Raw genomic sequence first — 14643 nt, 5'->3', positions numbered from 1 at the left:
TCCCTCTCTTACACGCGGTCGATGATCTTCTCGCCAAACAAACCCTGCGGCCTGAACAGCAGGAACACCAGGGCCAGCACGTAGGCAAACCAGATCTCGATGCCGCCGCCCACGAAGGGGCCGAGGTAGACCTCGGAGAGCTTTTCGCCCACGCCGATGATCAGGCCGCCGATGATGGCGCCGGGAACCGAAGTCAGGCCGCCCAGGATCACCACCGGCAGGGCGCGCAGGGCGACGGTGGTCAGCGTGAACTGCACCCCCAGCTTGGAGCCCCAGATCATCCCGGCCACCAGGGCCACGACACCGGCCACGCACCAGACGATGACCCAGATGCGGCTCAATGGAATGCCGATGGATTGGGCGGCCTGGTGGTCGTCGGCCACGGCGCGCAGCGCGCGGCCCGTGCCGGTCTTCTGGAAGAACACCGACAGCGCGGTCACCAGCGCGGCGGCGATCAGGGCGGCGATCACGTCCTCCTGGTTCACCATCACGCCGCCGTCGAACAGGGATTCGAGCACGAACACCGGATCCTTGGGCATGCCCACGTCGATCTTGTAGATCTCGCTGCCGAACAGCGTCTGCCCCACGCCTTCGAGGAGGTAGGTGATGCCCAGCGTGGCCATCAGCAGGGTGGCCGCGTCCTGGTTCACCAGGTGGCGCAGCACCAGCCGCTCGATGAGCCAGGCGCAGATGAACATGACGCCCGCAGCCAGGGCGAAGGCCACGACGTTGGCGAGGATCTTGTTGTCCACGCCGGTCCACTGCGGAATCCATTCCGCGAAGCGCGCCATCGCCAGCGCCGCGAACAGCACCATCGCGCCCTGCGCGAAATTGAACACGCCCGAGGCCTTGAAGATCAGCACGAAGCCCAGCGCCACCAGGGCGTAGAGCATGCCCGCCATCAGGCCGCCGAACAGGGTTTCCAGAAAGAATGCCATTTGCCGTCTCCCGATGTCTTCAGTGGCCGCTGCCCAGGTAGGCGCGGATGACGTCTTCGTTGTTGCGCACCTCGTCCGGTGCGCCGTCGCCGATCTTCTTGCCGTAGTCCAGCACGACGACCCGGTCGGAGATGTCCATGACCACGCCCATGTCGTGCTCGATGAGCACGATGGTGGTGCCGAACTCGTCGTTCACGTCCAGGATGAAGCGGCACATGTCCTGCTTTTCCTCGACGTTCATGCCGGCCATGGGCTCGTCGAGCAGCAGCACCTGCGGCTCCATGGCCAGGGCGCGGCCCAGGTCCACGCGCTTTTGCAGGCCGTAGGGCAGCTGGCCCACGGGGGTCTTGCGGTAGGCCTGGATTTCCAGGAAGTCGATGATGTGCTCGACGAATTCGCGGTGCGCGATTTCCTCGCGCCCGGCCGGGCCGATGCGCAGCGCCTGCAGCAGCAGGTTGCTTTTGATCTTCAGGTTGCGGCCCGACATGATGTTGTCGATCACGCTCATGCCCTTGAACAGCGCCAGGTTCTGAAAGGTGCGCGCCACGCCCATCTCCGCCACCTGGCGGCTGTTCATGTGGGCGAAGGTCTTGCCGCGGAAGGTGATGGAGCCCTCGGAGGGCGAGTACACCCCGTTGATGCAGTTGAGCATGGAGCTCTTGCCCGCGCCGTTGGGGCCGATGATGGAGCGGATCTCGTGTTCCTTGACGTTGAACGAGATGTCCGTCAGCGCCTTCACGCCGCCAAAGCGCAGGCTGATGTTCTTGATGTCGAGGATGACATCGCCGATCTTTTTCTGTGTCATGGCTGTGCGTCCCAATCAGGCTTTGGCGGGGTGGATCTTGGCGTCCACGATGGCCAGGGTGGCGCTCACGCTGCCGGTACGGCCGTCTTCGAACTTGACCTGCGTTTCGATGTACTGCTGCTTCTTGTCGGAGTACAGGGCATCGACCAGCACGCCGTACTTTTGCGCGATGAAGCCGCGGCGCACCTTGCGGGTGCGGGTGAGCTCGTCGTCGTCCGGGTCCAGCTCCTTGTGCAGCACCAGGAAGCGCGCCACCTGCGTGTCGGCCATGCCGGGCTCGCTCGCCAGGTCGGCGTTGACCTGGGCCACGCAGTCGGAGATCAGCTCCAGCACCTTGGCCTTGGAGGCCAGGTCCACATAGCCGGCATAGGGCAGGTTCTGGCGCTCGGCCCAGTTGCCCACGGCCTCGAAGTCGATGTTGATGAAGGCGCACACCTTGTCGCGCTCGTGGCCGAAGCACACGGCTTCCTTGACGTACGAGAAGAACTTGAGCTTGTTCTCGATGTAGTTGGGCGCGAACATGGCCCCGGACAGGGTCTTGCCGACGTCCTTGGCGCGGTCGATGATGCGCAGCTGGCCCTCGGCGTCGATCACGCCGGCGTCCCCGGTGTGGAACCAGCCTTCGGCGTCGATGACTTCGGCCGTGGCGTCCGGGCGCTTGTAGTATTCCTTGAGCACCGGCGCGCCCTTGACCAGCACCTCGCCGTTGTCGGCGATCTTCAGCTCGATGCCGGGCGCGGCCTGGCCCACGGTGTTCAGGTTGACCTGGCGGTCGCGCTGCAGGCACACGTAGGCGCAGGTCTCGGTCTGGCCGTAGAACTGCTTGAGGTTGATGCCGATGGAGCGGAAGAAGCGGAACAGGTCGGGCCCGATGGCCGCGCCCGCCGTGTAGGCCACGCGGATGCGCGACAGCCCCATGGCGTTGCGCAGCGGGCCGTAGATCATGAAGTCGCTCAGCTGGTACTTCAGACGGTCCACCAGGCCCACGGGCTTGCCGTCGAGGATGTCCGAGCCCACGCGGCGTGCCAGCCCCATGCATTTCTCGAACAGCCAGCGCTTGGGTGCGGCGGCGTCTTCCATGCGGATCTGGATCGAGGTCAGCATGCCCTCGAACACCCGCGGGGGGGCGAAGTAGTAGGTGGGCCCGATCTCGCGCATGTCGATGCTCACCGTGCTGGACGACTCCGGGCAGTTGATGGTGTAGCCCGCCACCAGCCACTGGGCCAGGGAGAACAGGTGGTCGCCCACCCACGCGGGGGGCAGGTAGGAAATGATGCAGTCGCTGGGGCCGAGCTTGTCCACCTCGGCCGCGCCCCTGGCCGCGCCGATGAAGCTGGCGTGCGTCTGGCACACGCCCTTGGGCTTGCCCGTGGTGCCCGAGGTGTAGAGGATGACCGACACGTCCTGGGGACTGATTTCCCTGACCATGGACTCCCACACCCCGGGGTGTGCCTGGTCCCATTCCTTGCCCCTGGCCACCAGCTCGGCGGTGCTGATCAGGCCCGGCTGGTCGTAGTTGCGCAGGCCGCGCGGGTCGTCATAGATGATGTGGGAAATGCCGGGCAGGGACTCGCGCACCTCCAGCAGCTTGTCCACCTGCTCCTGGTTCTCGGCGAAGGCGAAATGGATGTCGGCGTCCTCGACGACGAAGATCATCTCGCTGGCCACCGCGTCCTGGTACAGCGGGATCGGCACTCCGCCTATGCTCTGCACGGCGATGAAGCCCATGTACACATGCGGCCGGTTGTCGCTGATCAGTGCCAGGTTCTGGCCCTTGGCAAAGCCCAGCGACAGCAGGCCGCAGGCCATGAGGCGCACCTCGGCGGCCGCTGCCTTCCAGCTCCAGGTCTGCCAGATGCCGTATTCCTTCTCGCGCAGGGCGGGGGCATCCGGGCGCTGTGCGGCGTGCTGCAGCAGTAGTTGGGGAAAGGTGGTCGTCATTCCTGTTCCTATCAGGATCAGTGGAGGGCGAAGGAGCGCAAGGCGGTGGCGTGCTCCTACTCGATTGACGCGGATATTAGGAACGACTTTGACGTTATTTTGTCTTCAGGACGACATTTAAAGGGTTAATCCCCAGGGGTCAAACCCTGATTCGGGGGAGGCAGGGCGTCTCCCGGCCTGCCTGCACCGGCGTGCCGGGGGGGTTGTATCCTCGCCCCCATGTACGCAGCGTTCTTCGGCCTCGCACATGCGCCGTTCTCCATCGCACCCGACCCGCGCTATCTGTTCATGAGCGAGCGGCACCGCGAGGCGCTGGCGCATCTGCTCTACGGGCTGGATGCGGGCGGCGGCTTCGTGCTGCTCACGGGCGAGATCGGCACCGGCAAGACCACCGTGTGCCGCTGCTTCCTGGAGCAGATCCCGGCGCACTGCAACGTGGCCTACATCTTCAATCCCAAGCTCACGGTGCCCGAGCTGCTGCGCTCCATCTGCGACGAGTTCGGCGTGGCCCACCGGCCCGCGGTGCCCGGCGCCGAGACCGTGAAGGACTGCCTGGACCCGCTCAACGAATTCCTGCTGCGGCAGCACGCCGCCGGGCGCAACAACGTGCTCATCATCGACGAGGCGCAGAACCTGGCGCCCGACGTGCTGGAGCAGCTGCGCCTGCTCACCAACCTGGAGACCAGCGAGCGCAAGCTCCTGCAGATCATCCTGATCGGCCAGCCCGAGCTGCGCGCCATGGTCGCCCGCCCCGAGCTGGAGCAGCTCGCGCAGCGCGTCATCGCGCGCTACCACCTGCAGGCGCTGGGCCCGGAGGAAACGCGCCAGTACATCGCCCACCGCCTGGCCGTGGCCGGGCTGCGGGGGGCGCCGCCGTTCCAGCGCCGCGCGCTGGCGCGCGTGCATGCGCTGGCGGGGGGCGTGCCGCGGCGCATCAACCTGCTGTGCGACCGCGCGCTGCTCGGGGCCTACGCCGCGGGCGTGCGCGAGGTCGGCGACGCCATGGTGCGCAAGGCCGCGCGCGAGGTGTTCGACGCGAACGCCGCCGGCGCGCAGCCCGCCGGTGCGCGCATGCGCTGGTGGGCCGCCGGCGCGGGGGGGCTGCTGGGCGCGGCCGCCGTGGCCGGGCTGGGCTGGGCCATGGGCTGGTGGCCGCCGCCGGCCGCCGTGGCCGGGCGCCCCGCGGCCACGGCGCAGGCGCCGCAGGTCTTGGCGGAGCCGGCCGCAGCGGCCGCGGCACCGGCGGCGTCCGAGGCATCCGCCCCGCAGGCCGCGGCGCCCCTGACGCTGGAACGCTTCCTGTCCGCGCAGCCTGCGGCGGACGCGGCGCCGGCCTGGCAGCTGCTAGCGCAGGCATGGCAGGCCAGCCTGCCGGCGGACGCGGCAGACCCTTGCGCCGTGCTGGCGCCCGAGGGGCTGCGCTGCTGGCGCAGCCGCCGCGCCAGCCTGAACCTGCTGCGCCTGCTGGACCGGCCGGCGCTGCTGACGCTGCAGCCGGCCGATGCGCAGCAGGGTGCGCGCGGCGTGAGCGCCGTGCTGCGCCGGCTCGACGGCGCCATGGCCACGCTGCAGGGCATGGACGGCGCCACGCTGCAGGTGCCGGTGACCGAGCTGGCGCCGCTGTGGCATGGCGAGATCGCCACGCTGTGGAAGGCACCCGCCAACCTGCCCGCCGGCGACGACGCGGCCGCCACGGCCGCCGGTGCCGCCTGGCTGGACCGGCAGCTGGCGCTGGCCGGCGTCGCGCCGGCCGGATCGCGCGGCGTATCGCCCGAGGTGCGGCGCGTGCGCGTGCACCAGTTCCAGCTCGACCAGGGCCTCACGCCCGATGGCCAGGCCGGCCCCTTGACCCTGATGTTGCTCAACCGCGCCGCCGGCGTGCAAGAGCCGCGCCTGCGCGGCGGAGCCTGAACCCATGTCCTACATTCTCGATGCCCTGCGGCGTGCGCAGGCCGAGCGCGGCCGCGGCAGCGTGCCGGGCCTGCACACGCCCACCACGCCCGCGGCCGGCCTGCCCGCGGCCGATGCGGGCCCGGTGCGCGGCATGCTGAGGGCGCTGCTCGCGCTGGCGCTGGGCGCCGGCCTGGCGGGCGGCGCCTGGTGGCTGTGGCGCACGCCGCCCGCACCGGCGTCGGCGACGGCGACGGTGGCCGCGCTGCCCGCACCTGTCGCCGCCGTGGCGCCTTCCGCGCCGCCGGCCGTCGCGCAGGCCGCGCCAGCAGCGCCTGCCGCCGCGCCCGCATCGGTGCCCCAGGCCGAGCCGCCGCGCCCTCCCGAGCCCGCGCCGGTGCGGCGCGCGCGTGCGGGGCACCGCGCCGCCGACGCCAGCCCCGCCCCCGCGGCGAAGACCCCGCCCCCACGCAGCGCGCAGCCCGCGCCGCCGAAGCCGGCCGAGGCGCCGGCCGCGCCGGTGTTCGCCCAGGCCGACCTGCCGCCGGCCGTGCGCGAACAGCTGCCCACGCTGCAGCTGGCGGGCGTGACCTACTCCTCCAACCCGCTGTACCGCATGGTCATCGTCAACGGCCAGGTGCTGCACGAGGGCGACCAGGCCGCGCCGGGGCTGGTGCTCGAGCGCATCGAGCCAGGCCGCACGGTCTGGGCGTTTCGCGGCTACCGCTATGCGCTGCCCAAGCAGTAGGTTTTCAAGAAAAATGTGGCTTGAGCGCTCTCCCATCAACCGCGGTGCGCTATTGAATAGATAGTATTTTCTTGAGAGGCCCGGCGCCGATCGTGGTATTCCCGCTGCCCGGCCGGGACGGTTTCGCGCCATGCTAGAGCGTGTTATGCACTTTTATGTACCCACGTTGGGCCAGAAGGCCGGTGATCGCAGGGCGCGGACCGCAGCCATGCTCCCGCCGGCGTTCTGGCCCAGTCCTTCGGAAAAGCCGGGGAAAGGCCCGGCCACGTCGTTGCAGGCCGCCCGCGGTATCCAGCCGCGGCGCGTCCTGCGTCTGGTTGCCGGGCCTTTCCCCGGCTTTCGCGGGCACGTAAAAGTGCATAACACGCTCTGGCGCGCATGAGCCAAGACGCGTCACTGCACCAACGGCGCCGCCGGCCCCATGCGCATGAGCTCGGCGGCATTCCCTGGCTGGGCCTGCTGCAGCCGGCCGAGCGCGAGCGCGCCGTGGCGGCGCTGGTGGTGGGCGATGCCCAGGCGGGCGACTATGTGTGCCGCGTGGGCCGGCCCGTGACCTATTGGTTCGGCGTGGTCGAAGGGCTGCTCAAGATGAGCACCGACAATGCCCAGGGCGGCACGACCACCTTCACAGGCGTGCCCCCGGGCGGCTGGTTCGGCGAGGGCACGACCATCAAGCGCGAACCCTACCGCTACAACATCCAGGCGCTGCGCAAGAGCGTGGTGGCGGGCCTGCCCCTGGACACCTTCCACTGGCTGCTGGACCACTCCATCGGCTTCAACCGCTTCGTCATGAACCAGCTCAACGAGCGCCTGGGCCAGTTCATCGCGGCGCGCGAGATCGACCGCCTGGGCAGTCCCGACGTGCGCGTGGCGCGCAGCCTGGCGGCCCTGTTCAACCCGGTGCTCTACCCCGGCGTGGGCCAGGTGCTGCGCATCACCCAGCAGGAACTGGCCTACCTGGTCGGCCTGTCGCGCCAGCGCGTGAACGAGGCCCTGGCCTTCCTGGAGGCGCAGGGCGCGATCCGCGTGGAATACGGCGGCCTGCGCGTGCTCGACCTGCAGGCGCTGCGCGGCAATCCGTTCGCGCGCACCGATGGCGACGAGGGCGGGCGGACGCGCCGCAGGGCGGCGCCGGGCGCGGCCCATCCTGCGCCCTGAGCGGCGCGCCGGGCGCGACAATAGCGCCATGCCCGATACGCCCTCCCGCAATCGTCCGCCCGCCACACCGACCTCCAGCGCCGCGCCGCGCACGCGCCTGGTGCTGCGCCGTCCCGACCCGGCCGCCAAGGCGCCCCCCGCGGCGCGCCCGGCGCCGGCGCGTGCTCCCGTGGCCCGGCCTCCCGCCGCGGCCGATGGGCGCATGCGCCTGAACAAGCGCATGGCCGACCTGGGCCTGTGCTCGCGCCGCGAGGCCGACGACTGGATCGCCCAGGGCTGGGTGCGCGTCAACGGCCAGGTGGCGGTCATGGGCCTGCAGGTCGGGCCGCAGGACCGCATCGAGGTGGACCGCGCCGCCCAGGGCCGCCAGAGCCAGCAGGTCACCATCCTGCTGCACAAGCCCATGGGCTATGTGAGCGGCCAGGCCGAGGACGGGCACACCCCGGCCGTGGCCCTGATCAACGCGCGCTCGCACTGGCAGGGCGACGCGAGCCGCACGCGCTTCGCGCCCGCGCAGCTCAAGGGCCTGGCGCCCTGCGGGCGGCTGGACATCGATTCCGTGGGCCTGCTGGTGCTCACGCAGGACGGGCGCGTGGCGCGCCAGCTCATCGGCGAGGACTCGGCGGTGGACAAGGAATACCTGGTGCGCGTGCAGTACGGCGAACGCACGCAGGACGTGCGCGCCGTGTTCCCGGCCGACAAGCTGGCGCTGCTGGGCCACGGCCTGCTCCTGGACGGCCAGCCGCTCAGGCCCGCCCTGGTGGACTGGCAGAACCCCGAGCAGCTGCGCTTCGTGCTGCGCGAGGGCAAGAAGCGCCAGATCCGCCGCATGTGCGAGCTCGTGGGCCTGAAGGTGGTGGGCTTGAAGCGCATCCGCATCGGCCGCGTGCTGCTGGGCAACCTGCCCGTGGGCCAGTGGCGCTACCTGGCGCCGGGCGAGCGGTTCTGAGAACGTAAACATGTTCTGACCTTGAAGCCCGGCATTTCGCCCCCAATTGCGTGGGCGTTCCGGCCGCGCCGGAAACTTTGCACACCGAACCTTCCCTTTCGATTCGCACAACACCCATGAGCAAGCACACCCATTCGTTCCAGGCCGAAGTCGCGCAACTGCTGCACCTGGTCACGCACTCGCTGTACTCGAACAAGGAAATCTTCCTGCGCGAGCTGGTCTCCAACGCCTCCGACGCCTGCGACAAGCTGCGCTTCGAGGCGCTGAACGACGCCGCCCTCTACGAAGACCAGCCCAACCTGGAGGTGCGCGTGTCCTTCGACAAGGCGGCGCGCACCATCACCATTGCCGACAACGGCATAGGCATGAGCGCGCAGGAGGCCATAGACCACCTGGGCACCATCGCCAAGAGCGGCACCAAGGACTTCATGAGCCGGCTCACGGGCGACCAGAAGGCCACCGCCAGCGAGCAGGGCCAGCTCATCGGCCAGTTCGGCGTGGGCTTCTACTCGGGCTTCATCGTGGCCGACAGGATCATCGTGGAGAGCCGCCGCGCGGGCCTGCCCGCCAGCGAGGGCGTGCGCTGGACGAGCGCCGGCGCGGGCGACTTCGAGGTCGAACCGATCGAGCGTCCGGCGCGCGGCACCAGCGTCATCCTGCACCTGCGTGACGATGCCGAGGAATACCTGAACGCCTGGCAGCTCAAGCAGATCATCGGCAAATACTCCGACCACATCAGCCTGCCCATCCTCATGGAGAAGGAGGAATGGAAGGAGGGCGAGAAAGAGGGCGAACCCGGCGCCATGGTCAAGACCGGCGAGTGGGAGGCCGTGAACAAGGCCAGCGCCCTGTGGTCCCGGCCCAAGAAGGACATCACGGCCGAGGAGTACCAGGACTTCTACAAGTCGATCTCGCACGATTTCGAGGCGCCGCTCACCTGGAGCCACAACCGCGTCGAAGGCAACACCGAGTACACGCAGCTGCTCTACATCCCGGCCAAGGCGCCGTTCGACCTGTGGAACCGCGACAAGAAGGCCGGCGTGAAGCTGTATGTGAAGCGCGTGTTCATCATGGACGACGCCGAGGCGCTCATGCCCGGCTACCTGCGCTTCGTCAAGGGCGTGATCGACTCCGCCGACCTGCCGCTCAACGTGAGCCGCGAGCTGCTGCAGGAAAGCCGCGACGTGCGCCTGATCCGCGACGGCTCGGTCAAGCGCGTGCTCGCCATGCTCGAAGACCTGGCCAGGCACGACAGGCACGAGGCATCGACCGATGCCGAGGGCGTGACCGACGTGGTGAGCGAGGAGGACAAGGCCAAGGAGGGCAAGTACACGCAGTTCTACACGGAGTTCGGCGCCGTGCTCAAGGAGGGCCTGGGCGAGGACTTCGCCAACCGCGAGCGCCTGGCGAAGCTGTTGCGCTTCGCCTCCACCGGCAGCGACGCCGTGAGCGTCAGCCTGGCCGACTACAAGGCGCGCATGAAGGACGGCCAGGAGGCCATCTACTACATCACTGCCGATACCCTGGCGGCGGCCAGGAACAGCCCGCAGCTCGAAGTCTTCAAGAAGAAGGGCATCGAGGTGCTGCTCATGACCGACCGCGTGGACGAGTGGGCGCTGAACTACCTGCACGACTTCGACGGCACGCCGCTGCAGTCCGTGGCCAAGGGTGCCGTGGACCTGGGCAAGCTGCAGGACGAGGCAGAGAAGAAGGCCGCCGAGGAGGCCGCCGAGGCCTTCAAGCCCGTGCTCGCCAAGCTCAAGGAAGCGCTCAAGGACAAGGCCGAGGACGTGCGCGTGACCACCCGCCTGGTCGATTCGCCCGCCTGCCTGGTGGTGCAGGACGGCGGCATGAGCACGCAGCTGGCGCGCCTTCTGAAGCAGGCCGGCCAGAGCGCGCCCGCGACCCTGCCCGTGCTGGAGGTGAACCCCGAGCACCCGCTGGTCAAGAAGCTCGACGGCAGCGTGCACTTCCACGACCTGGCCAACATCCTGTTCGACCAGGCGCTGCTGGCCGAGGGTGGCCTGCCCGAGGACCCCGCGGCCTACGTCAAGCGGGTGAACGCGCTGCTCGTGTGATGCAGCCCCGGACCGCCCGCGGATGCCCGGACATGAAGACCGCGCCGAATGCCCCCACCCGTGACGGCCGGCAGGGCCGCGCCGCCGGGGCGCTGCCCTGGGCCGCGCTGGCGCTGGCCGCCATGTTGCAGGGCTGCGGGTCCGTGGGTGCCGGCGTGGGCGTCGGCATCCCCGTCGGTCCGGTATCCGTGGGCGTCGGGGTGGGTAGCGGCGGCATCAGTGCCGGCGTGGGCGCGGGCGCGGGGCCGCTGGGCGTAGGCGTCGGGGTGAACCAGCGCGGGCAGGTGCTGGGCGGTGCGGGTGTCGGCGTATCCACCGGCGTGGGCGGGGCCCGCGTCGGCGCAGGAGTGGGCACGTCCACCGTGCTGCACGACCCGGGGCAGCCCGCGGCGGCCCCTGCCGAAGCGCCTTCCGCGCCCGCGCAGCCAGCGGCCCCTGCGCCCGGCGGCGGCGAGATCCAGTGGCGCGATTCCAGCGGCCGGATCGTCCCGGCCTGCAGGGTGGAGGGGCGCTGCTGAGCGTCTTGCGCGGACCTCCCTGGAGGTATCCCCCAATGGCCGTGGGGCGCTCGCACCTGCACCATCGTTTCCTTTTTGAACGGGAGACGCTGCATGAGGATCAAGACCGTACTGGCCACCATGGCCCTGGCCCTGGGCGCGGTGGGGCTGGCGCAGGCGCAGGCCGCCAAGGACTACCCCAGCCGCCCCATCACCCTGGTGGTGCCGGCCGGTGCCGGCGGCGGCACGGACGTGGTGGCGCGCGTGCTGGCCGACCAGTTGGGCAAGCGCCTGGGCCAGCCGGTGGTGGTGGACAACAAGACCGGCGCCTCCGGCATGCTGGGCACCCAGGCCGTGGCCCGTGCCGCGCCCGATGGCTATACGCTGCTGGTGGCCTATTCCACGCCCGTGTTCTACGCGCACCACATCTTTGCCAAGGTGCCCTACGACATCCGCAAGGATTTCGAGTTCATCACCCAGCTCGCCGCCACCAGCCTGGTGATGATGGTCAACGCCAACGTGCCCGTGAAGAACATGAAGGAATTCATGGCCTGGGCACAGGCCAACAAGGGCAAGGTCAACTACGGCTCCTACGGCCAGGGCTCGCCCGGCCACCTGATGAGCGCCTACCTGAGCGATTCGCGCAAGCTGGAGATGACCCACGTGGCCTACAAGAGCGAGGCGCCGCACATCCAGGACCTGGCCGGCGGCGTGGTGACCTGGGGCCTGGGCACGATCGCCGCGGCCCAGGGCGTGCTCAAGGACAACCGCGTGCGCCCCATCGCCATCTTCGGTCCCAGGCGCCTGGCCGAACTGCCGGACGTGGCCACCATGGCCGAGCAAGGCTTCGCCGACCCCGAGTTCAACACCGTGGCCTGGTTCACCCTGCTGGCGCCCGCGGGCACGCCCAAGCCCATCGTGCAGCGCCTGGAAAAGGAAGCCGTGGAGATCATCCATTCCACCGCCATGAAGGCGCGCTTCCAGGTCTTCGGCCTGGAGGCCGTCCCGGGCGGGGCGGCGCAGTTCCGCAAGGATTTCGACGCCGTCGATCCCGTGATCCAGAAGCTGGTCAAGATCTCGGGCGCCAAGGCGGAGTGAGGACGGGCCGGTCGGTGTTGGCGCGGCCGGCCTGCCCATATGCTGCTCTTCGGGCCGGTTGTAGATAATTCCGGCCATGCTGCGGTTTTTCTTTCTGTTTCTTGCCATCCAGCTCTCGCTGTTTGGCATCAACATGCTCAGCTGGGTGCAGCAGCACCTGGTGCTGCCCTGGACGGCGCTGCTGGCGCGTATCTGCGCAGCGCTGGTGACCTGGTTCGACAGCACTGCTGCGGCACAGGGCAAGGTGCTGTGGAACACGGCCACGGGCTTTGGCGTGTCCATCGAGCCCGGCTGCAATGGTATCGAGGCCTGCATCGTGCTGTTTGCGGCCTTGATGGCGTTTCCGTCCACCTGGCGCCACAAGCTGACGGGTGTGCTGGCCGGTTTTGCCGCCGTCCAGGCGTTGAACGTGGTACGCGTGATCAGCTTGTTCTATCTTGGGCAGTGGAACAAGTCGGTGTTCGACTTCGCGCACGAATTCCTCTGGCAGGGCTTGATCATGCTGGACGTGCTCATCGTCTGGCTGCTGTGGGTGCGTGCCGGCGCCAAGGGAGCACCGCCACAAGACACGCCGCCCCCCGATGGCCCGCCGGCGCCGCCGATGCGGCCCATCACGCCCCGGGTGGACAAGGGCCAGGGGCAGGTGAGCACGTCGCTCGACCTGTCACCACGTTGAACGCAAAAGTACGCTTATGAGCCCTGAGTCTTCGCGTCCCACCGCCGTTGTCGGGCGTGGCCCTTCGATCCTTGTGCGTTTTGCGCTGTACGCCTTCGGCGCCATGATCGTGCTCACGCTGTTGTGGACCAAGGCGTCGCCCTGGCTGTCCTATCCCGTCGGGTGGCTGTCCCATGCGGCCCTGGAGCAGGTGGCGCCCATGTGGGTGCGCAGCGTGCACCAGCAGCCCGGCCAGATGGAAGTGGACACCACGGTGGAGATCGTCGTGCCCCAGTCGGGCGGCCGCCGGGCGGAAGTCACGCTGGACGCCGATCCCGGCCGCTACGCCTTCGGCCTGCCGATCTTCCATGCCTTGCTGTTTGCCGCCTGGGCCGTGGCGCGCGCGCCCGGGCGCGCGGCGCGTGCGCTGCTGGGCTATGCGCTGCTGCTGCCGGCACAGGCCTTCAGCCTGGTGATGTATCTATTGATGCAGCTGGCGGGCGCCGCGCAGTTCGACCTGCGTGCCTTGCGCGTGGAGCAGTGGCAGCTCGAAGCCATCGTCTATGGCTACCAGGTCGGCGTGCTGGTGCTGCCCACGCTGGCGCCGGTGCTGGTGTGGCTGCTGCTCGACCGCAAGTTCTTCACCGACGTGATCGTGCATGGCTGGAAGCGGGCGCTCGTGGCCAAAAAACCATGACTCAGACCACCAGCGGCTCTTCGCGCATGGCTTCGATCTGCTCGCGCAGCATGTCCACCTGGCCGCGCCAGTAGTCGCTGCTGCCGAACCACGGGAAGCTGATCGGGAAGATGGGGTCGCCAAAGCGCCGCGCGAGCCAGGCGCTGTAGTGGATCAGGCGCAGCGTGCGCAGCGGCTCTATCAGCGCCAGTTCGCGCCGGTCGAAGGGGCGCAGCTGCTCGTAGCCGTCCAGCAGCGCGGCCAATTGCATGGTTCTTTGGCGCCGATCGCCCGACAGCAGCATCCACAGGTCCTGCACGGCCGGGCCCATACGGGCGTCGTCCAGGTCCACGAAATGCGGGCCGCCCGCGCCGGCGTCATCCACGGGCGTCCACAGCACGTTGCCGGGATGGCAGTCGCCGTGCAGGCGTATGGATGTGGCATTTTCCAAGCCAAATCGGCCTGTTACGCTTGATAGGTGGGTGCTTGATGCTATCATTTCGAGAGCTTCATCGCAGGCGCTGCGCCAGGCCGATTGCTGGTCCAGGGGAATGGCCTGCCGCTCCAGCAGCCAGTCGCGGGGCTGCCGGCCAAAGCCGTGCAGGTCAAGCGCCGGGCGGTGCACGAAAGGCTTGGCCGCGCCCACGTTGTGTATGCGCGCCAGGTAGCGTCCCAGCCACTCCAGCACCTCGAAATCATCGAGCTCCGGCATGCGCCCGCCGCGCCAGGGGCTGACCGAGAAGGCGAAGCCCGCGTGGTGGTGCAGCGTGCGGCCCTGCAGCGGCAGCGGCGCCACCACGGGCACCTCGGCGGCGGCCAGTTCCTGCGCGAAGGCGTGTTCTTCCAGGATTTGCGCGTCGCTCCAGCGCCCCGGCCGGTAGAACTTGGCGACCACGCGGCTGCCGTCTTCCAGCACGGCCTGGTACACGCGGTTTTCATACGAGCCCAGCGCCATCAGGCACCCGTCGCCGTACAGGCCGGCGCTGGCCAGGGCGTCAAGCACCACGTCGGGCGTGAGGAGGGCGTAAGGATGGTCAGGGGCGTCAGGCGTCATGCCTGGCATTGTCTCCCGCCCGCCGGGGGTGCCAGAACAGCGTGTGCAGGGCGGCCGCCAGCAGGTAGAAGCCGAAGCACAGGCCGTCGCGGCGCGTGTGGTTGTCGAAGGCCTGGCGCACCAGCACGGTGCGCGTGCCCGGCTGGGCCGGGTCGA

At 69.2% G+C, this 14643-nt stretch carries 14 protein-coding genes; 9 read left to right on the top strand and 5 right to left on the bottom strand.

Annotated features, from left to right (window positions below; all coding sequences use genetic code 11):
• Positions 1–8: 8 nt before the first annotated feature.
• Genes ACX12L_RS13580 through ACX12L_RS13570 form a run of 3 tightly spaced genes read right to left on the bottom strand, consistent with a single transcriptional unit; the run spans position 9 to position 3684 of the window.
• Positions 9–938, bottom strand: coding sequence for a branched-chain amino acid ABC transporter permease (locus tag ACX12L_RS13580; RefSeq protein WP_459263077.1), 930 nt, complete (start codon positions 936–938; stop codon positions 9–11).
• 19 nt (positions 939–957) lie between these two features.
• Positions 958–1743: an ABC transporter ATP-binding protein gene (locus ACX12L_RS13575; protein ID WP_459263076.1), complete on the bottom strand. Its 786-nt coding sequence runs from the start codon at positions 1741–1743 to the stop codon at positions 958–960.
• Positions 1744–1758: 15 nt separating this feature from the next.
• A complete protein-coding gene (locus ACX12L_RS13570) occupies positions 1759–3684 on the bottom strand; it encodes an AMP-dependent synthetase/ligase (protein ID WP_459263075.1) in 1926 nt (641 codons plus the stop codon).
• Between the two features lie 219 nt (positions 3685–3903).
• Between ACX12L_RS13570 and ACX12L_RS13565 the strand changes: the two genes are divergently transcribed.
• The 9 genes from ACX12L_RS13565 to ACX12L_RS13525 all read left to right on the top strand — a co-directional run bounded on the left by ACX12L_RS13565 (position 3904) and on the right by ACX12L_RS13525 (position 13454).
• Positions 3904–5595 carry an ExeA family protein gene (locus ACX12L_RS13565; RefSeq protein ID WP_459263074.1) on the top strand — a complete coding sequence of 564 codons (1692 nt, stop codon included), beginning with the start codon at positions 3904–3906 and terminating at the stop codon, positions 5593–5595.
• A 4-nt stretch (positions 5596–5599) separates the two neighbouring features.
• Positions 5600–6322, top strand: a complete 723-nt coding sequence (locus tag ACX12L_RS13560; protein ID WP_459263073.1) for a general secretion pathway protein GspB — start codon at positions 5600–5602, stop codon at positions 6320–6322.
• 378 nt (positions 6323–6700) lie between these two features.
• Entirely contained in the window at positions 6701–7480 is a 780-nt protein-coding gene (locus tag ACX12L_RS13555) for a Crp/Fnr family transcriptional regulator (protein WP_459263072.1), read from the top strand.
• Between the two features lie 28 nt (positions 7481–7508).
• Complete coding sequence (locus ACX12L_RS13550) at positions 7509–8429, top strand: pseudouridine synthase (RefSeq protein WP_459263071.1); 921 nt, start codon at positions 7509–7511, stop codon at positions 8427–8429.
• A gap of 116 nt (positions 8430–8545) precedes the next feature.
• Positions 8546–10507, top strand: a complete 1962-nt coding sequence (gene htpG / locus ACX12L_RS13545) for a molecular chaperone HtpG (protein ID WP_459263070.1) — start codon at positions 8546–8548, stop codon at positions 10505–10507.
• Between the two features lie 32 nt (positions 10508–10539).
• A complete protein-coding gene (locus ACX12L_RS13540) occupies positions 10540–11025 on the top strand; it encodes a hypothetical protein (protein WP_459263069.1) in 486 nt (161 codons plus the stop codon).
• A 93-nt stretch (positions 11026–11118) separates the two neighbouring features.
• Positions 11119–12102, top strand: a complete 984-nt coding sequence (locus tag ACX12L_RS13535) for a Bug family tripartite tricarboxylate transporter substrate binding protein (RefSeq protein ID WP_459263068.1) — start codon at positions 11119–11121, stop codon at positions 12100–12102.
• Between the two features lie 76 nt (positions 12103–12178).
• Positions 12179–12778: an exosortase H gene (gene xrtH / locus ACX12L_RS13530; protein WP_459263067.1), complete on the top strand. Its 600-nt coding sequence runs from the start codon at positions 12179–12181 to the stop codon at positions 12776–12778.
• Positions 12779–12851: 73 nt separating this feature from the next.
• The gene (locus ACX12L_RS13525; protein ID WP_459263066.1) at positions 12852–13454 is read left to right on the top strand and encodes an exosortase H-associated membrane protein; all 603 of its coding nucleotides are present in this window, start codon (positions 12852–12854) and stop codon (positions 13452–13454) included.
• Between the two features lies 1 nt (position 13455).
• On the opposite strand, the gene ACX12L_RS13520 is transcribed toward ACX12L_RS13525, so the two are convergent.
• Positions 13456–14487, bottom strand: coding sequence for a serine/threonine protein kinase (locus ACX12L_RS13520; protein ID WP_459263065.1), 1032 nt, complete (start codon positions 14485–14487; stop codon positions 13456–13458).
• Positions 14477–14614 carry a hypothetical protein gene (locus ACX12L_RS13515; protein WP_459263064.1) on the bottom strand — a complete coding sequence of 46 codons (138 nt, stop codon included), beginning with the start codon at positions 14612–14614 and terminating at the stop codon, positions 14477–14479. Before ACX12L_RS13515 ends, ACX12L_RS13520 begins: the two co-directional genes overlap by 11 nt.
• Between the last annotated feature and the right edge of the window lie 29 nt (positions 14615–14643).

It is taken from the genome of Alicycliphilus sp. T452 (assembly GCF_054512775.1).
Note: the sequence above shows the minus strand (reverse complement) of the source record. Positions and strands in the feature narration are given on the sequence as shown.